This window comes from Kineothrix sp. IPX-CK (assembly GCF_039134705.1).
GTDB classification, from domain to species: Bacteria; Bacillota; Clostridia; order Lachnospirales; family Lachnospiraceae; genus Kineothrix; species Kineothrix sedimenti.
The window spans coordinates 1,219,087-1,237,851 of the sequence record NZ_CP146256.1; the positions used below are offsets into that span (position 1 = coordinate 1,219,087).

General features: G+C 44.8%; 14 protein-coding genes. 13 read left to right on the forward strand and 1 reads right to left on the reverse strand.

Annotated elements, in window-relative coordinates:
• Positions 1–19: 19 nt before the first annotated feature.
• The 5 genes from V6984_RS05775 to V6984_RS05795 all read left to right on the forward strand — a co-directional run bounded on the left by V6984_RS05775 (position 20) and on the right by V6984_RS05795 (position 5,394).
• A complete protein-coding gene (locus V6984_RS05775; protein ID WP_342758829.1) occupies positions 20–1,756 on the forward strand; it encodes a glycoside hydrolase family 2 protein in 1,737 nt (578 codons plus the stop codon).
• Positions 1,746–2,708: a heparan-alpha-glucosaminide N-acetyltransferase domain-containing protein gene (locus V6984_RS05780; RefSeq protein WP_342758830.1), complete on the forward strand. Its 963-nt coding sequence runs from the start codon at positions 1,746–1,748 to the stop codon at positions 2,706–2,708. The genes V6984_RS05775 and V6984_RS05780 overlap by 11 nt, the downstream gene beginning before the upstream one ends.
• Positions 2,709–2,754: 46 nt before the next feature.
• Positions 2,755–3,015: a hypothetical protein gene (locus V6984_RS05785; protein WP_342758831.1), complete on the forward strand. Its 261-nt coding sequence runs from the start codon at positions 2,755–2,757 to the stop codon at positions 3,013–3,015.
• Positions 2,988–4,307: a methyl-accepting chemotaxis protein gene (locus tag V6984_RS05790; protein ID WP_342759945.1), complete on the forward strand. Its 1,320-nt coding sequence runs from the start codon at positions 2,988–2,990 to the stop codon at positions 4,305–4,307. Before V6984_RS05785 ends, V6984_RS05790 begins: the two co-directional genes overlap by 28 nt.
• A 67-nt stretch (positions 4,308–4,374) precedes the next feature.
• Positions 4,375–5,394, forward strand: a complete 1,020-nt coding sequence (locus tag V6984_RS05795) for a glycoside hydrolase family 43 protein (RefSeq protein ID WP_342758832.1) — start codon at positions 4,375–4,377, stop codon at positions 5,392–5,394.
• Here the strand turns inward: V6984_RS05795 and V6984_RS05800 are convergent.
• Positions 5,391–6,947 (reverse strand): ABC-F family ATP-binding cassette domain-containing protein, encoded by a 1,557-nt coding sequence (locus V6984_RS05800; protein ID WP_342758833.1) that lies wholly within the window; start codon positions 6,945–6,947, stop codon positions 5,391–5,393. The genes V6984_RS05795 and V6984_RS05800 overlap by 4 nt on opposite strands.
• Before the next feature lie 385 nt (positions 6,948–7,332).
• Here V6984_RS05800 and V6984_RS05805 point away from each other — a divergent pair, with 385 nt between their 5' ends.
• The 8 genes from V6984_RS05805 (at position 7,333) to V6984_RS05840 (ending at position 18,643) form a co-directional block, all read left to right on the forward strand.
• A complete protein-coding gene (locus tag V6984_RS05805) occupies positions 7,333–8,661 on the forward strand; it encodes a glycoside hydrolase family 30 protein (RefSeq protein WP_342758834.1) in 1,329 nt (442 codons plus the stop codon).
• Between the two features lie 122 nt (positions 8,662–8,783).
• A complete protein-coding gene (locus V6984_RS05810) occupies positions 8,784–10,166 on the forward strand; it encodes an extracellular solute-binding protein (RefSeq protein WP_342758835.1) in 1,383 nt (460 codons plus the stop codon).
• Positions 10,167–10,237: 71 nt separating this feature from the next.
• A complete protein-coding gene (locus V6984_RS05815) occupies positions 10,238–11,191 on the forward strand; it encodes a sugar ABC transporter permease (protein WP_342758836.1) in 954 nt (317 codons plus the stop codon).
• Positions 11,192–12,019, forward strand: coding sequence for a carbohydrate ABC transporter permease (locus tag V6984_RS05820; protein WP_342758837.1), 828 nt, complete (start codon positions 11,192–11,194; stop codon positions 12,017–12,019). It abuts the gene before it with no gap.
• An 87-nt stretch (positions 12,020–12,106) separates the two neighbouring features.
• Positions 12,107–13,744: an extracellular solute-binding protein gene (locus V6984_RS05825; RefSeq protein WP_342758838.1), complete on the forward strand. Its 1,638-nt coding sequence runs from the start codon at positions 12,107–12,109 to the stop codon at positions 13,742–13,744.
• 27 nt (positions 13,745–13,771) lie between these two features.
• On the forward strand, positions 13,772–15,571 hold the full coding sequence (locus tag V6984_RS05830; protein ID WP_342758839.1) for a sensor histidine kinase: 1,800 nt from the start codon (positions 13,772–13,774) through the stop codon (positions 15,569–15,571).
• A complete protein-coding gene (locus tag V6984_RS05835) occupies positions 15,572–17,020 on the forward strand; it encodes a response regulator (RefSeq protein ID WP_342758840.1) in 1,449 nt (482 codons plus the stop codon).
• 201 nt (positions 17,021–17,221) lie between these two features.
• Positions 17,222–18,643 carry an ABC transporter substrate-binding protein gene (locus V6984_RS05840; protein ID WP_342758841.1) on the forward strand — a complete coding sequence of 474 codons (1,422 nt, stop codon included), beginning with the start codon at positions 17,222–17,224 and terminating at the stop codon, positions 18,641–18,643.
• Positions 18,644–18,765 lie beyond the last annotated feature (122 nt).

Sequence of the window (18,765 nt, forward strand, 5' to 3'; positions counted from 1 at the left end):
GAAAGGAAACTATAAAAATATGAATATTCCAAGAAATGAATACCCAAGACCACAATTTGTCAGAGAGGAGTGGCTTAGCCTAAACGGGGAGTGGGAGTTCTCTTTTGATACGGATAGATTTGACAAAAGGATTATTGTTCCTTATGTTTATCAGTCCAAACTGTCGGGAATCGGCATCACGGAACCCCATGAGGTTGTCTGGTATCGCAAGAAAATAAATTTACCTAAGGAAATGTCCGGCAAGGAGATTATTCTGCATTTTGGTGCAGTGGATTATAGCTGTAAGTTATGGGTAAACGATATATTTATCACGGAGCATATCGGAGGCCACATGAGCTTCGAAGTGAATATTACGAGTGCTTTGCGGGAAGAAGAAAACGTGATTGTTCTGGAGATAACGGATGAGCCTTACAATCTTGAGATTCCCAGAGGAAAGCAATATTGGAAAGAAGATTCGGAAGGTATCTTCTACACCCGTTCTACGGGAATCTGGCAGAGCGTATGGATAGAAGCTGTAGACGAAATCCATCTTGCCAGAGTGTTTCTTACTCCTGATTTAGATAATGTGCAGTTGGGTGTACAGTATGAATTAAGCAGTGACAGGGCAACTAGCCTGCGGACGGAGATTTATTATAAGAAAGAACTGATGGCGGTAAATACTACAGCCTTACTGCGTAAGGAAGGGAACTTCAGAGTATCCTTAGATCAGCAACTGCTGAAGGACTGGAATGTCCAGGAGGATCTGACATGGACTCCGGAGGCTCCAAGGCTGTTTGATGTGAAGTTTGTGGTGTATGAGGAGGAGAGAGAAGCTGATATAGTCTCTTCTTACTTTGGGCTGCGAAAGGTATCTATAGAAAAAGGAAAATTCCTATTAAATAATCGGCCGTATTATCAAAAGCTTTTATTAGATCAAGGCTATTGGGAGGAGTCACTGTTGACAGCTCCCACGGACGGGGATTTTATCAAGGATATTGAACTGGCGAAGTCTATGGGATTTAACGGTGTCAGGAAGCATCAGAAGATTGAGGATCCAAGATTCTTATATTATGCCGATAAGATGGGTTTTCTCGTGTGGGGAGAGCTTCCTGCGGCTTATGTGTACTCCAGAAAATATGTAAAGAGAATTACAGATGAGTGGATGGAGGAAATCTTCCGCGATTATAATCACCCTTGTATCGTGGTATGGACGCCCCTTAACGAATCCTGGGGAGTCTTCAATATAAAGGACAGGAAAGAAGAACAGAGTCATAGCGTGGCTATGGTCCATATTGCCAAGTCTCTGGACCAGACAAGACCCGTAATATGCAATGACGGATGGGAGCACACTTGCGGAGATTTGATTACCATTCATGATTATGAGTGGAATAAAGAGATTATACAGGAGAGATATAGTACTTTGGAAAATATACTTAGGTTTATGCCGGGGGGACGCCCTTTGCTCGCTCATGGGTGGGAATATCAAGGACAGCCGGTCTTAGTTACTGAATTCGGAGGAATTTCTTATATGAAAGGCGAATGGGAAGGCTGGGGGTATTCCAGCGCCGTTTCAGATGAAGATTTTGCCAAGAGATACTATAACGTGATAAGTCCATTGCTTGCTTCGCCTCATGTGCAAGGCTTCTGCTATACGGAGATGACGGATGTAGAACAGGAAATTAATGGCCTGTGCACTTATGACAGAAAACCTAAGATTCCGGTAGAAATTATTTGCGCTATTAATGAAGGCAGGTGGGAACCGGAAGATGAGAGATAACAGGCTGGATTTCTTCAAAGGAATTCTTGTAATACAAATGGTTTTTGCCCATTGTCTGCAGTTTTTCTGCGACCTTGGGCAGGAACCGGTATGGAGTGGTGTCAGTGAGTGGGTAAATCTTACTACCTTTTCAGGATTTGTATTCGCCTTCGGATTTGCGTATTATCTGGCTTATCTGCAAAAGAACTTTAAATATGCAGTGGAAAAGGGAGGGAAGAACATTCTTGTTTTACTGGGAGCTTATTACATCTCGGCGTTTTCCTATGCCGTATTTATAGAGAGAATTCCACTCAGATGGGACAGAGCTTTGGAATTATTATTGTTTCAGAGGCTGGCAGGCTGGTCTGAGTTCTTATTTTCATTTGCAATGCTGACATTGGTAACCCTTATACTATGGAAACCACTAACTAATAAGAAGCCCGGGATTCTGCCTGGCATCGGTGTGACAGCACTCTTGATCTGTCTCCTGCCTCACAGAGAGGTAAGACCGGTTCTTGGAACATTAATAGGAGGAACGGGAGGAGCTTACTTCCCGGTGCTTCCCTTTTATGTGTATTTTGTGGCGGGAGTTTATGCTGCAAGAAAAAAGTTGAACTACAATGTAAAGATGTTGCTTGTATCTATTGCAGGAACCACATATATGATAGTAGACTGCCTCTTTTTTTCGAAGAGCTATCCGTCCAGATTTCCGTTGTCGCTCGCATGGCTGGTCGGAGGCGCGTTCATTGTTTACTGCTATTATCTGGCAGCAGGCTATTTGAGCAAAATAAAGAAATTATCCATGGTTAATGTAATTGGGAAAAACAGCTTGTTTTATCTGCTGGTTAGCAATCTTATTATTTTTGCTATGAAAAGCAGCAGCTTCTACAAAGTGAGCGGTGGGTTCAGCATCGGACTTTGTATTATGATTTTTGCGATTGGAGGCTATCTCCACAGCAGGGTTAGAACTTAGGTAACCTATGCAGTTTGCAGGCTATGAGAAAGGCACGGTTATTATAATGAAGAAACACAAGAAAAAAGAAACAGGAGAACCAAAGAAGAAAAATTTTGCGGGTTCACTAAAGAGTAAGGTGCTTGTTCTTGTCCTGGGGTCTATTGCAGCCGCCGTTTCTCTGACGCTCGTTTTTGCCATTCCGTTTGTAACCAATACGTTAACTGATACGAATATGCGCTATATGTCATACTTGCAGATGGCACTATTGCTTACCATCCGGAGGAAGAGAAAGTGGGGATGCCAATTGAGAATTCGGCTATTTTAGACGTTGCTGATAAATTGCGAGTTTCTGAATCAATAGCCGAGGCTTCAGAGGCTGAGTTCTCAAAAGAAGAGGCAGGAGATATTCTCCAAAATGATGTTGTAAGCTACGATTATAACGGTGTTACTAAGTATGCGGCATATTACATCACGACTGATCAGTCTGCGGTTCTTATTTTGGGTGGCATTATATCTTATAGGAGTGCTTCACACCTAATGAATCCACTGTTACAAATTACGACTGAAATTAACAGATTTAGCGCCTTGGATTTTACGGAGACACCGACATTCAAACGTCTTAGCCTTAAGAAAGATGAAACCGGACAGATTGCGCGAGCTATTGCAGAACTAAGGGTACAGTTAGTTGCTATAGTATCACAGATAAAAGAGCAAAGCACCAATCTCCATAAGTCTGCCGACAGACTTGATAACAATGCCCTGCTTACGGTATCAACCGTAAAGAATGTGGAGGCTGCAGTAGGTGAAATAGCAAGCGGCGCGAATAATCAGGCATCGGAAACCCAGAAAGCGACTGAAAATATTATTGATATGGGCAATATGATTGCGCATACTAATTACGAGGTAGAGAATCTCAATATAAAGGCGGCTGTCATGAAATCCTCCAGTGATGAGGCTTCTGATACTCTGTCTCAGCTTGGTGAGATTAACAAACGTGCAATCACTTCTATCGACATTATTTATGAACAGACGAATACGACCAATGCCTCTGCTATGAAGATTAAGGAAGCAACTACCTTGATCTCGTCCATTGCCGATGAAACTAATCTATTATCTTTAAATGCGTCTATAGAAGCCGCAAGAGCGGGGGAAGCAGGAAGAGGATTTGCAGTTGTTGCAGCGCAGATACAGAAGCTGGCGGAACAGTCTGACAATTCGGCCCGTGAGATTGATAAAATTATACATACCCTGATCGAAGATTCCCAAAAAGCAGTTAAGACTATGAATCAGGTAAAAGAGATCATGAAAAGCCAAAGTGAAAATGTTACAAAGACAGGCTCCGTTTTTACTCAGGTTACCGAAGGAATCAACAAGTCCATCGGCGGTGTCGGCGAAATTGCCGATAAGACTGCACATTTGGATGGGGCACGTACCAGTGTTGTCGATATTGTTCAGAATCTCACTGCTATTGCACAGCAGAATGCAGCAAGTACCGAAGAAACCTCTGCGCCTGTCATTGAAGTCAGCGATATTATGAATGAAATCAGCGGCAATGCAAAACAATTGAAAGAAATCGCAGCGGTGCTGGAAAATAATATGTCTTCTTTTCGGCTTTAGAAACAGTACCATCAATAAACTTTTAAACATAAACATAATTGCTCAAAGAAATAAGAGGTAATGCTAAATGGATGCAGTTGACATAAAAAGAAGAATGAAAATAACGTTCCTGTTCTCTCTATGCCTGTGCTTTGTCACAGGATGCGGCAATAAGGGAAAATGGTCAGAAGAGGATGCCGGGCAGCTATATCAAGCGGATCCGACAATCTTTTTTGAAAAGGGAACTTATTATCTTTATGGTACAAATGAAATGGACACATCGCAGGGCTTCCGGGTTTACACGTCAAAGGATCTTATACATTGGGTGAAACCTGATACCGGTGATAAATTAGCATTAAAAAAAGGAGAGTCATTTGGCAGTGGCAGCTTTTGGGCACCGCAGGTCTTTTCATATAAGGATTCTTATTATATGGCATATACGGCAGATGAGCAGATAGCCATTGCAAAGGGTTCAAGTCCGCTGGGGCCGTTTACTCAGGAACAAATACAACCGTTGTTCCAGAATGCACAATATAAAACAATCGATCCTTTTGTTTTCTTTGACAATGACGGGCAGATTTATTTGTATTATGTGAAGCAAAACGGCGGAAACAATATTTATGCGGCAAAAATGAAGGAAGATTTATCCGGAACAGAGGATAATACGGAAACTGCTTGTATCGTAGCAACTGAGCCGTGGGAAAATACTGCGAATGCGTCATGGCCGGTAACGGAAGGGCCTACGGTTATTAAAGAGCAGGATACCTATTATCTGTTTTATTCTGCCAATGATTTTAGGAATATTGATTATGCTGTGGGCTATGCAACAAGCAAAAGTCCGCTGGGGCCATGGGAAAAACAGGAAGGACCGATTATAAGCAGAAATAATATACGTGTAAATGGTACGGGGCATGGAGACATATTTACAGGAGAGGACGATCAGCTGTATTATGTGTTCCATACCCATTACACGGATTATCAGACGCTGTTAAGGAAAACAGCGATCATTAAACTTTCATATACATCTTCCGGAGAAGGCTCAGGGGCGTTCGCTGCTGATACAGATAGCTTTTACTATGCTCAGGAATATACGAAGAAATCTGATTAAAACACCTTCGTCGTCCACTTCGTGCAATCCCACACGTCGGTAACCAGCCCTTCGTAGAACTCGGGTTCGTGGCAGACGAGGAGAATACTTCCTTTGTATGCGGCAAGGGCACGTTTCAGCTCCGCCTTTGCGTCCACATCCAGATGGTTGGTAGGCTCATCCAGAAGGAGGACATTAGTCTCCCGGTTAATTAGTTTACATAATCTGACTTTCGCCTGCTCCCCGCCGCTCAGCACTTTTACCAGGCTCTCGATATGCTTGGTGGTAAGGCCGCATTTGGCGAGGGCGGAGCGTACCTCGTACTGGGAATGGGAGGGGAATTCCTGCCATATTTCTTCTATGCAGGTAGTAGTAACCTTCTGGTCGGTTTCCTGCTGGAAATAACCGATGCTCAAATAATCGCCCTGAGTAACGCTGCCGGACAAAGAGGGGATGAGTCCGAGGATGCTTTTGAGCAGGGTAGACTTACCGATGCCGTTGGCACCGATGAGGGCAATTTTTTGCCCTCGCTCCATTTCCAGGTTTAAAGGGGAAGAAAGCGGCTCCGCATAACCGATTACGAGATCCTTGGACTGGAAGATATATCGTCCGGGGGTTCTCGCCTCCCTGAAATGAAATTCCGGCCTGGGCTTTTCTGCCGCAAGCTCGATCACATCCATTTTATCCAGTTTCTTCTGGCGCGACATGGCCATATTCCTCGTAGCCACTCTGGCTTTGTTGCGTGCCACGAAATCCTTCAGATCCGCAATTTCCTTCTGCTGCTTATTATAGGCAGCCTCTAACTGAGACTTTTTCATGGAATAGACCTCCTGGAACTTGTCGTAGTCTCCGACGTAACGGTCCAGCGATTGGTTGTCCATATGGTAAATCAGGTTGATAACGCTGTTCAAAAAAGGGATGTCATGTGAGATAAGGATGAATGCGTTCTCGTAATCGTTCAAGTACCTTTTCAGCCATTCGATATGCTCCGTATCGAGATAGTTGGTAGGCTCGTCCAGAAGAAGGATATCCGGTTTTTCCAGCAAAAGCTTTGCCAGCAAGACCTTGGTTCTCTGGCCGCCGCTTAAATCGGTAACATCCTTATCCAGTCCGATATCGGTGAGCCCCAGCGCCCGTGCGACCTCCTCCACCTTGGCGTCGATCATGTAGAAGTCATGCATGGTAAGAAGATCCTGAATGGTACCTAAATCTTCCATATATTGCTCCAGTTCCTTCTCAGCGGCAGTCCCCATCTTATCGCAAATCTCGTTCATTTTGGCTTCCATTTCAAAGAGAAAGGAAAAGGCGGAGGATAGGACGTCGCGAATCGACATTCCTTTTTCAAGTGCGGTATGCTGGTCCAGATAGCCTACGCGCACATTTTTTGCCCATTCGATTTTCCCTTCATCGGGCATAAGTTTGCCCGTAATAATATTCATAAAGGTAGATTTTCCTTCTCCGTTAGCGCCGATCAAGCCGATATGCTCTCCTTTTAATAGGCGAAAGGACACATCATTAAAAATGGCTCTGTCACCAAAGCCATGGGTCAGATTCTCCACATTCAAAATACTCATAATAATCACTCTGCCTTTCTCATAGCCTGCAAACTTTGAGCCATATGTGCGAGCACATATTAGACACAATATTTGCAAACATAATATACCCGCTCAGCGGTTCATTCGATATCATGCGGTAAATATAATTCACAGAAGTTCAGGCATAAGGCCGAACTGTAATAGTATAGCATATAGCCGGTGTTCGTGACAATTATAAAAAAATAACACCTTATTAAAAAATGAAAGACTGAATAAAAACGTTTTTATTTATATGATGACATTAGTCATTCGTTTCATGCCTGCATGAAAAAACATGACTTTGGGACCCGTTAAAAAGGAAAAACAGCCCGAACAGGGCAGATTTCGCAGTGATTCAACTAGGAAAGAAGAGGGCAGAAGCATTATGAGACGTATTACGACAGATTACTCGAAGAATGAATTTTGGAAGGAAGCGGATATACCGGTAGGCAGGAAGGCGGATTTCGCACACTTGGTAAATGCTTATCCTGAGCTGAAAGGACATGCGATACAAGGCTTCGGAGGTGCATTTACCGAGGCCAGTACCTATAATTATTCCAGGCTTGGGGAAGTAAATAAACGGGCGGTGATCGAAGGTTACTTCGGCGAAGAAGGACTTAGATATAATATAGGGCGCACCCACATTCATAGCTGCGATTTTGCGCTTGGAAACTATATCTATATTAAGGAGGGGGACATTGAGCTTAAGAGCTTTGACATCGCGCACGATAGAGAAAATATGATTCCGATGATAAAGGATGCGATGGAGGAAAGCTCTTCGAAGCTTTATTTTCTTGCTTCTCCGTGGTCTCCCCCGGCATTTATGAAGACCAATGGGGATATGAACCATGGAGGTAAGCTGAAGGAGGAATACTACGGAGCCTGGGCTGGCTATATTGTCCGTTATATTCAGGAATATGAAAAAGAAGGAATCAAGATCAGCTATCTGACCGTTCAGAACGAGCCTATGGCCGTCCAGGCATGGGATTCCTGCATCTACACCCCGCAGGAGGAGGCGCTGTTTTTGAGAAAGTATCTTGCTCCGGCGCTGGCAGAGGATTCTTTGGATCACGTGAAAATCTTTATATGGGACCATAATAAGGACGAGGTTTATGACAGGGCCAAAGCGGTATTCGCTTCTCAGGAAACTTTAGACGAGGTGGCGGGAGTAGCGGTGCATTGGTATTCGGGAGACCATTTTGAAGCGTTAGAAGCAGTGAAGAAAAGATTTCCTGAAAAGTCCCTTTTCTTTACGGAAGGCTGCGTGGAATATTCCCGCTTTGCGGATTCCTCGGAAGTAACGAAGGCTGAGATGTACGCCCACGATATGATCGGTAACTTAAAAGCGGGAGTGGAGGCCTTTTTCGACTGGAACCTATTGCTGGATGACAAGGGTGGCCCCAACCATGCTGGAAACTTCTGTGCGGCCCCCATGATGTGTACGCCCGAAGAGGACACGATCGAAAAGAGGCTTTCTTATTATTACATAGGACATTTCAGCAGATACATTAAGCGCGGAGCGAGAAAAATAGAGACCAGCCGCTATACGGATAAAATAGAGACAGTCGGATTCTTAAATCCCGACGGAGAAAGGGTTATCATCCTCCTCAACAAATCGGACTCCGCGGCAGAGGTAACCCTTCGGGAAAACGGCCTGGGCGGACAGTTTACGTTACAGCCCCATACTATTTCCACCATTTGCTACGGGGCGTAATCGTTATAAGGGAGTCAGTCTAAAAAAAAGACACCTTTTTAAAAAATGGACCATTAAAAACGTTTTTATAAACTTATATAATGAAATTATCTACTAATAAGTATGAAAAAGGAGGATATGAAATGAAGTTTAAAAGACTGACGGCATTAATGCTTGCCGGAATGATGACATTATCTCTCGCAGCATGCGGAGGAAGTGCCAGCGAAACAACAGGCGGGACATCCGGTACGGAGACGGCGGACAGTACCGAAAAAACGACAGATGATAAAGGCACCGACACCGCTGCGGGAAGCGGCGATAAAATCGTAGTATGGACGCTGGCGGCAGACTTAGAGCAGTTTGCGGCACGTTATACGGAAGAAACGGGAAATGAAGTAGAGGTAGTAGTAATTGCTCCGGCAGATTATTCCACGAAACTCACCTCCGCGCTCGGCGCGAAATCAAGCGAGGTGGATGTAATCGTAGGTGAGCCCCAGATGCTTCCTAACTTCTTCGAAGCAGGATTTTTTGATGACTTGTCACAGTACAACGTAGACGACTACAAAGACACTATCGTAGATTATGTATATGAAGCGGGCAAGGATGCTCAGGGTATCCAGAGAGCGCTCAGCTATCAGGTAACCCCGGGAAGTATCATTTACCGTCGTGACCTCGCAAAGGAAATTTACGGAAATGACGATCCGGAATTCATCTCAGAAAAATTCAAGGATTTCGATACCATTCTTGCAACGGCGAAAGAAGTAAAGGATGCGGGCTATAGAATCTTTTCCGATACAGGGAATTTAAGATGGTATGTAAATACGCAGGAGCCTTGGGTTAAGGACAGTGTCCTGAACTTAAGCGATACGGCCAAAGCTTATATGGATACGGCTGCTACGCTATATCAGGATGAGCTGGTAGCCTTTGCTCCGGAATGGTCGGCTGCATGGTATGCTTCCATGGCGGGCGAGCTTCCGCTGAATGCAGGCTGGAGCGATCTGGCAGAGTTGGAAGGCGCTGAAATGACGCAGGTATTTTCTTATTCCCTGCCTTCCTGGGGTGCTCTGATCGTTCGTGATAACGCAGCGGATAACAAGGGTAACTTCGGAATCTGCAAAGGACCTTCCTCTTACTTCGGCGGCGGTACCTTCCTGGGAATCAACACATACAGCGAGAAAAAGGATGCAGCCTGGGACTTCGTAAAATATTGTACCTTGAATGACGAAACCGCGCAGTGGTGGCTGGAAAATTCCAATGGCGATGTTGTGTCCAACACAGCAGTTCTGGAAGCGAACAAAGATTATACGAACGAATCCTTCGGCAATCAGAAAACATATGAGTTCTACATGGGGGAAGCGCAGGATATCGACTATTCCGTAAAGACGAAATATGATGATACCATTGGCGGCTTCTGGGGAGCATCCATCGAAGCAGTACAAAAGGGTGAGATGACGAAGGAAGAAGCAATTGAAGATTTCTATATGCAGGTAGAGGCCACCTTCCCTGAAATTACGGTAGTAAGATAAGAAAAAAATAAAAAGTTACTGCTCGGGAATCACGGGTCATACCGTGATTCCCGATTGAATGATAAAAAAAGATGGAAAAGAAAGCGGGTGGAAAGGTGAAGGCAGCGGATAAAACGAAGAAAATAAAAGGGCTTCACAATCGGGATAACATGGGGTACGCATTTATTGCACCCTTTGTTTTGGTGTTTCTTACATTTAATATCTACCCTGTAGCCCGTACTCTGTATTTGAGTTTTACGGATTACAGCGGCTTCAACGTTCCTACTTGGGTAGGACTTACCAACTACATAAGGGTATTTAAGGACAAATTACTGTGGGAAGCGTTTGGAAATACGGTAAATATATGGAGCATCAATATTTTTTTACAGCTTGGCATAGCGTTTCTGCTGACAATAGTATTCAGCGACATGAAGTACCGGACGAGGGGACTGAGCATTTTCAGAGCTTTGTTTTATCTTCCGAACCTGATTGCAGCCACCTCTGTGGCTTATTTGTTCAAAACGATGTTAGACTGGAAATTCGGTTCTTTCAACCAGATTTTGAGAGGCCTTGGAATCATAAGTGAGAGTGTGGACTGGATGGGAACTCCTCCTCTGCTGCGAACGTCGGTGGGAGTCATCGGCGCGTGGATGTGGTTCGGTAATTCTTTCATCATGCTTATGGCAGGCGTTCAGGGAATTAACAGAGATTATTATGAGGCCGCAGCTATCGACGGTGCAGGAAGGTGGAAGGTTTTCGGGAAAATCACACTTCCTCTTTTAAAACCGATTATGCTTTATGTAGCGATTACCTCCTTGATCGGAGGTCTGCAGCTATTCGACATTCCTTATCTGATGACTTTAGGCCAGCAGAAGCAGGTGCGTGCAGTAAATACAGCAGTTATGCACTTGTATACAATGGCGTTTAAGAACAGACAGATCGGATATGCAGGCGCTATAGCGTTTATCCTTTTCTTCATTATTTGTATATGCTCCATCTTGGTATACCTGATGATGTACTCAAAAAAAAGGAAGGAGGAGGATTAAATGACAAAGAAAGTGAATCAAACGATTATTTACCTGCTGCTCCTTTTGCTTTCGACGATATGCCTTCTGCCTTTTATCATGATGTTAGTAAACTCTACCAGAGAGGGCACGGATATCATGAAGAGCTTTACTCTGATCCCCAGCGATTATCTGATGAAGAACTGGGCGGTAGTCAAGGCTAATCTGAATATTCCAAGAGGCTTTGCCAACAGTATCTTCATCTCGGTACTCAGCACGGTGTTAGCGGCTTACTTTTCATCGCTTACCGCTTTCGGCTTTGCTTTCTACCGTTTTAAGGGAAGAAAAGTGATTTTTACCATTATCATTGTTTCCATGATGATTCCGGCACAGCTTGGACTTTTAGGATTTTATGATTTATCAACGAAGCTCGGACTGATTGACAGCTTTATTCCGCTTATCGTTCCGTCCGTCGCGTCTCCGGCAACGGTGTTTTTTCTCAGACAGTATTTGCTTTCGGTCATGCCCAAGTCGCTGTTGGAGGCTCCGAGGATCGACGGGGCAAACGAGTTCTATATTTTTCATAAAATAGGACTTCCGATTATGTCACCGGGCATTGCCACCATGGCAATCGGTATCTTCATCGGCTCGTGGAACAGCTACCTGCTTCCGCTCGTTATACTGAATTCACAGAGGAAGTTTACTCTGCCCGTTATGATTGCTTCACTCAATTCGGTGAGGGATATCGCCACCAATATCGGCGCCACATATGTAGCAGTTGCAATTTCGGTTGTTCCGATTATCATTGTATTCTGCTTCTGCTCGAAATACATTATCAGCAGCATTTCATCGGGAAGTGTAAAGGAATAATATATTAGCCTCCTTGTTTCTTTATGGACAATTTGATATATTGGACATAAAGAAACAGGAGGCTTATTTGGCTAAGTGGAGAGCAGAATGACAGAAGATATAAAAAAGGATTCTGATAGAAAATGGACAGGAATTTTGGCAGCAGCCTTGCTTTTGGCATTGGGACTATGGGGATGCGGTGAGGCGGAGAACGCAGGAAAAGGCTCTTCTTCAAATATGACGGAAGTGTCAGAAACGGAAGATAAAGAAATCATTACCTTGGACTGGTACATCAATTTCTCCTGGTTCACCACCCCGTGGGGCGGCAACGCCGTTTCGAAGAAGATTACGGAGGACACCGGAGTAAACATCGATTTCATCACGCCCAAGGGGAATGAGTCGGAGAAGCTCAATGCGCTCATTTCCTCTGATACGCTGCCGGACATCATTACGCTTGGCTGGTGGGAACCGCAGATTGATGAGATGATTAACCGGGATATGGTATATGCCCTGAACGAGCTGGCGGATGATTACGATCCATATTTCTGGCAGGTGACGAACGATAAGGTGTGTGAATGGTATACGAGGGGGGACGGCAATATCTATTGCTATCCCAACTCCAGCTATCTGGCGGAAGATTACGAGACTTACGGCAATATCGGCTCTAACCAGACGTTTTTGGTGCGCAAGGATATATACGAGGCCATCGGAAGCCCTGACATGACTACGCCGGAGGGCTTTATGGAGGCGGTGCGAAAGGCGGCAGAGATGTTTCCTGCGGTAGACGGGCAGCCGTTAATTCCCATTGGCGCTCATGCTTTTACCGCCAAGGGCTGCGATTCTTTCGACCAGTTTTTGCAGAACTTCCTTGCGGTTCCCTATGAACAGGACGGAAAATATTATGACAGATTTACGGATGCGGAATACATCAGATGGATGAAAGCATTCAGACAGCTTGGAGAAGAGGGGTATCTGAAGGAGGATATTTTCATCGACCAGAGAACTCAGATGGAGGAGAAGATAAAGCAAGGGAGATATTTCTGCATGATTTACCAGCGGACGGATCTGGATGCCCAGCAGAAGGTGCTTTATAAAAATAATCCTGAGAGCATTTATATCGCGGTGGACGGTCCGAAGAATTCTGCGGGAGATGATTATATGCTTCCTGGTCCGGGAATCACCGGCTGGACGGTAACCTTCATTTCCAAGAACTGTGAATATCCGGACCGGGCGATTGCACTTTTTAGCTACTTCATCAGTGAGGAAGGGCAGAAAGCAACTTACCTGGGCGTAGAAGGGGTAACCTATGACGTGGTGGAGGGTGAGCCTGTACCGCGAGAGGATGTAATGGATCTCCTCAACACGGACAGGAAGGAATACGACAGACTGTACGGCGGAGACGACGCCTACTGGATGTTCCAGAATAATGTGATGCAGCTTCAATGGAAGCCGCCGCTTTCGGAGCCTCTCGGCCAGATGGAGGAGTGGACCTACCCGTACACTCATTATTTGGAGCAGTATACGATAGACCTGGAGACGGACTCTAAGGTGGGCTATGCGGACATGAAGATACAAGATCTTTGGGGCCGCTATCTGCCGAAACTGCTGCTTTCTTCCTCCGAAGAGGAATTTGACAGCATCTTGGAGGAATTTGTGCTAAAGAGGCAGGAGCTTGGATTTGCCGCAGTCATGGAGGAAAAGACGAAGCGGATGATCGAGGCTAAGGAGAAGCTTGGAATTCATTAAGGGCAACAGGATGGAAAATGGAAACAGATGAAGCGGATAAGAGAAAAATGGCAGGGCCTAAAATTAAATATAAAGTTCACGGTTATCATCATTGCTTTCGTCATCGTGCCCATCGTCTTTTTTTCCATGTACCTTTTTTACAGCATGGAGGAAAGTGCGGTCAGGGAAAAGCGAAGCAGTATGGAATACAGTATGGAAAGCAGCTATACCCGCATACTGAAAAACGTGGATTCCATCAACATGTCCACTCAATTTTTCCTGAGCGATGCGTTTTTGACGGATTGTCTGGGCAGCATTAAAAATGGACAGCCAATGAGCACTGAGGAGTTGAGGGAATTCTATAATGTCAACATCGCTTCTTTGGAGAGAATGGTAAACAGCAATCCATATCTTTATCAGATCCGGGTCTATGCGGACAGCAACTCTCTTCAGGAAATGATGCCCATCCTCTATAAAAGGGAGAGAATGGAGCGCCTGGACTGGGCCCAAGATACGGACATTTATGGCTGGAAATATGATTACACAGATATGATCTTCGACTCCTATGTGATGGACCAGAATAAAAAAATAATGTCTCTCGTAACGCCCATTGAGGATTTTGAGAACGGCGATCTGGGCGTGCTTGAGGTAGCCATGTCCATGGACACTATGTTTCCTGAGCTGTATGAGGATAGGCCGGGGCGGTGGAGCTGCTTTGCCGACGATGGCGGAGAACGCCATTACGGTACGGAAAAGGACAATCAGGACAGCTACATAGAATATATTTTGAAGAATACGGTTTCCGGAGGAAAAGAAGAAAGCCATACTTATTATACGGAAATAGACGGAGAGCCCTTTGTGGTAGGATTTCTTCCTGTAAAGGAGCTGTCAGGCAGTCTGATCTATGTGGACAGCATCGCGTCCGAAATCGGAAGGATCCACAATATGCGGGCATTTTTTATTCTCATTATGGTGGGGATACTCATGTGCCTGATCGTTCTTATCAATTTCGTGGTAAAGAGCCTCTTGAGCCAGTTCTACAGCATACTCTTTTCTATCAGAGAAGTGCAAAAGGGTGACCTGGGTGTGGTGATCGAGGGGTGCGGGACCGATGAAATGGGTGAGCTGGGTACTCAGATAAACAAGATGCTTCTGCGAATCAGGCAGCTTATGGAGGATAATATCAACCGAGAACGTCTGGTAAAGAATTCGGAGATTAAAGCTCTCCAGAATCAGATCAACACTCATTTCATATACAATGTGCTGGAATCCATTAAAATGATGGCGGAAATTGATGAAAAATATGAAATATCGGATGCAGTGACCTCCCTTGGGAAGCTGCTGCGCTACAGTATGCGCTGGGTATCCGGAAATGTGACGGTGGAGGAGGAAATCGACTATATCAAGAATTATCTGGCGCTGATCAACCTCCGCTTCGACTACGAAATCTATCTTTCCTTGAACATAAGTGACATTATTTATAAGCAGGAGATTCCCAAGATGTCGTTACAGCCCATTGTGGAAAACGCCATTTATCACGGCATAGAGGAAATGGCGGAGGATACCAGCATATACGTTAAGGGTTTCGTTAACGGCGACGACTGCATCATAGAGATAACGGATGCCGGAAAGGGTATGAGCGAGAAGGAAGTAAGCGAGCTTTATAAAAAGATTTCGGGAGAAATCGAGGCCGGCGGCGGTTCCGGTAATGGTATCGGCTTAAAGAACGTACAGGATAGAATAAAGATGAGCTTCGGAGAACGTTACGGGATTGAAATAGCCTCTAAGCTGGGCTGTTATACAAAGATCATGGTAAGGATACCCTTACGGAAAAAAGAAGGACTCTAAATGAATACATTACTCATTGTAGAAGATGAAAAAATGATACGGCAGGGAATTAAGACGATGATACAGCGCTCCGGCGTTCCGGTGGATACTATTTTAGAGTGTAATAACGGGCAGAGTGCTTACGAGATGTTGCAAAGCCAGAAAATAGACGTGATGTTCACTGACATCCGTATGCCCAAAATGGACGGGATAGAACTGGTTTCGGCTGTTCAGGCGCTTCCCCATAGGCCTCTTATCGTGGCGGTCAGCGGCTACGACGACTTTTCCTATGCGGTGGAGATGCTGAGGGGAGGAGTTCGGGAATACATTTTAAAGCCGGTGGAACGGGATAAGGTAAAAGCAATTCTTGAGACTTTTCAGAAAGAGCTCCTTCAAAGGGAAGCTCAGGAGGCTGAGCTGAGAAGTATTGGAAAAAATCAATTGAAATATGTGATGACATCAGATGTGACCCGTAAGGAAATGCAGATGGTGGCAGAGTGGTTCGAGGAGATGCCCGTCAGCAAGGACTATTATATTCTTTGTACTCAGATGCAGGAGGTCCCGGAAGCTTCCGGCGAGAAATTCATGTACTGGAAGGATATAGAAAAAAGCTCGGTTTACATAATTGTGGGAACTGAGAAGGAACGGTTTCTTAAGGAAGAACTGTCCGGATGTCATACGGGAATCAGTAGAAGATATCAGGGCATGGAATATTTAAAGGCTGCTTATAAGGAAGCAAAGGCTGCAAGAAAAGAAGCTTTCTGTACCGGGCGCTATGAGGTGAATTTCGAAGAAATACGCACGGATGCCGATAAGCCCAATACGGAGAAGATGCGCCAGATTGCCCAGCAAATCGGAACGAGCAGATTCGAAGAATCATTGACCAGTATAAGGCAGATCGTTAAGGATACGAAGCGGAAGAAATATTCCGCGGTCACCTTCGAAGAAGACATCCTGTCACTGATCGATTCGGTAGTGGGAATCTACCAGAACGTGATGCAGCAGGCAGCACAGGAGGCCGAAAGGTTCAAGGATATTTACAGCTTCCCCGATATCGATTCCTTTACGGAAGAATTCACCGGCTGGCTGATGGAATTTCACGATAGGCTGGACGAGGAATTCGATGATTATAAAAACAAGCAGAAGATGCAGGAGGCTATCGGCTTTATTGAGGAGAATTTCGATAAGGATTTGAACATGGCAGTGGTTTCTAATCATGTATCCATGAATTATTCGCTGTTTTCCTATGTATTCAAACAATATACTGGCAGAAATTTCGTAAATTACTTAAAGGAATTCCGGGTAGAGGAGGCGAAGAAGCTCCTTGCACAGACGGAAATGCGAGTGGTGGAAATCAGTAAAAAAGTGGGTTACGAGAATGAGAAGCACTTCATGAAAATCTTTCGGAACGTATGCGGAGTATCTCCTACCGAGTACAGAAAGAATATGCAGGCGGCAAATAATTTATAAGACGATGGTATTTATTAAATATTAACAAAAACGAGCATTTCGTTTGTATCATATGTGACAAAAAAACGAAAATTTACGAAAAAACTGTTGCAAATTGTTAGGCGGAATGCTATGCTTTATACATGTTCGGAAACGTTACCGATAACGATACCGAAAACGGTACCAAAAAACTTATTCACAAAAAAAGGAGAGGTATTGATTATGAAAAAGAAACTGATTAGTGCATTACTTTGTGTAGCGATGGTTTCTTCCATGCTGGTTGGCTGCGGCAGCACTGCAGCAGAAACACCTGCGGCGACAGAAGAGACGACGGCGCCTGCGGAAGAGACAACGGAACCTGCAGCGGAAGATGCGGCTCCGGCAGAGGAGAGCGCATCGGCAGAAGGCGGAAGCGTATACTACCTGAACTTCAAGCCCGAGGTCGATGAGCAGTGGCAGGAAATCGCAGCGGCTTACACCTCAGAGACTGGTGTAGAGGTTAAGGTCGTAACTGCGGCAAGCGGTACATATGAAGAAGTATTGAAATCTGAGATCGCAGGTCAGGATGCACCTACCCTGTTCCAGATTAACGGACCGGTTGGTTACAATAGCTGGAAGGATTACTGTCTCGATTTATCCAGTTCCGAGCTTTACAGCGCTCTTTCCGATAAGGGCCTTGCAATTAGCGGCGAAGACGGCGGCGTATATGGCGTTCCTTACACGGTAGAATCTTACGGAATCATTTATAACGACGCGATTATGCAGGCATATTTCGCGCTGGACGGAGCAAAAGCAGCAAGCGTTGACGAAATCAATTCCTTCGACAAGCTGAAGGAAGTTGTAGAAGATATGACAGCGAAGAAAGCGGACCTGGGTATTGAAGGCGTATTCGCTTCCACCTCTCTTCTTCCCGGTGAAGACTGGAGATGGCAGACACACCTTGCAAACATTCCGGTTTACTATGAATACAAAGATAACAAGGTAAGTGACATGGCAGCTATCGAATTCACATATTCCCATAACTACAAGAACATTTTCGATTTATACATCAACAACTCCACCGTTGTACCCGGACTTCTTGGAAGCAAGGCAGTTACGGATTCTATGGCTGAGTTCGCTCTCGGACAGTGCGCTATGGTTCAGAACGGCAACTGGGCGTGGGGACAGATTTCTACAGTAGAAGGCAATACGGTAAAGGAAGAGGATGTTAAATTCATGCCTATCTACACCGGCGTTCCCGGCGAAGAGAATCAGGGACTCTGCACCGGCACAGAGAACTTCTGGTGTGTTAACAGTCAGGCTTCAGAAGCAGATCAGAAAGCGACTTTAGATTTTGTTAACTGGATGATTTCTTCAGATGCAGGCAAGGACTATATGGTTAATTCGTTAGGAAACTCCGCACCGTTCACTACCTTCGGCGATGATGAAAAACCGACCGATCCTCTTGCAAAAGAGATGTATCGTTATATGGAAAACGGAAAGACCAGCGTAACATGGAACTTTACAACCTTCCCCAGCCAGGCATTCAAGGATGATTTCGGCGCAGCTCTTCTCGAGTACTGCAACAAAAATATGACATGGGATGAAGTAAAAGACCTGGTAGTTACGAGATGGGCAGAGGAGAAATCCGCAACGGCACAGTAATTCCTGTTACGGAAAAAGGATTTGATAAATATTTCGATTCAGAGTAGTATATAGACATAAGATTAATATTTTAATGAATATTTGTTTATCAGCAAGTTGAGTAAAGAGACACTTCGCAGCCT

Excerpts from the sequence above, each read along its gene's own strand:
- V6984_RS05775 (WP_342758829.1), top strand. The coding sequence starts at position 20 with ATGAATATTCCAAGAAATGAATACCCAAGACCACAATTTGTCAGAGAG.
- V6984_RS05780 (WP_342758830.1), top strand. The coding sequence starts at position 1,746 with ATGAGAGATAACAGGCTGGATTTCTTCAAAGGAATTCTTGTAATACAA.
- V6984_RS05785 (WP_342758831.1), top strand. The coding sequence starts at position 2,755 with ATGAAGAAACACAAGAAAAAAGAAACAGGAGAACCAAAGAAGAAAAAT.
- V6984_RS05790 (WP_342759945.1), top strand. The coding sequence starts at position 2,988 with ATGCCAATTGAGAATTCGGCTATTTTAGACGTTGCTGATAAATTGCGA.
- V6984_RS05795 (WP_342758832.1), top strand. The coding sequence starts at position 4,375 with ATGGATGCAGTTGACATAAAAAGAAGAATGAAAATAACGTTCCTGTTC.
- V6984_RS05800 (WP_342758833.1), bottom strand. The coding sequence starts at position 6,947 with ATGAGTATTTTGAATGTGGAGAATCTGACCCATGGCTTTGGTGACAGA.
- V6984_RS05805 (WP_342758834.1), top strand. The coding sequence starts at position 7,333 with ATGAGACGTATTACGACAGATTACTCGAAGAATGAATTTTGGAAGGAA.
- V6984_RS05810 (WP_342758835.1), top strand. The coding sequence starts at position 8,784 with ATGAAGTTTAAAAGACTGACGGCATTAATGCTTGCCGGAATGATGACA.
- V6984_RS05815 (WP_342758836.1), top strand. The coding sequence starts at position 10,238 with ATGGAAAAGAAAGCGGGTGGAAAGGTGAAGGCAGCGGATAAAACGAAG.
- V6984_RS05820 (WP_342758837.1), top strand. The coding sequence starts at position 11,192 with ATGACAAAGAAAGTGAATCAAACGATTATTTACCTGCTGCTCCTTTTG.
- V6984_RS05825 (WP_342758838.1), top strand. The coding sequence starts at position 12,107 with ATGACAGAAGATATAAAAAAGGATTCTGATAGAAAATGGACAGGAATT.
- V6984_RS05830 (WP_342758839.1), top strand. The coding sequence starts at position 13,772 with ATGAAGCGGATAAGAGAAAAATGGCAGGGCCTAAAATTAAATATAAAG.
- V6984_RS05835 (WP_342758840.1), top strand. The coding sequence starts at position 15,572 with ATGAATACATTACTCATTGTAGAAGATGAAAAAATGATACGGCAGGGA.
- V6984_RS05840 (WP_342758841.1), top strand. The coding sequence starts at position 17,222 with ATGAAAAAGAAACTGATTAGTGCATTACTTTGTGTAGCGATGGTTTCT.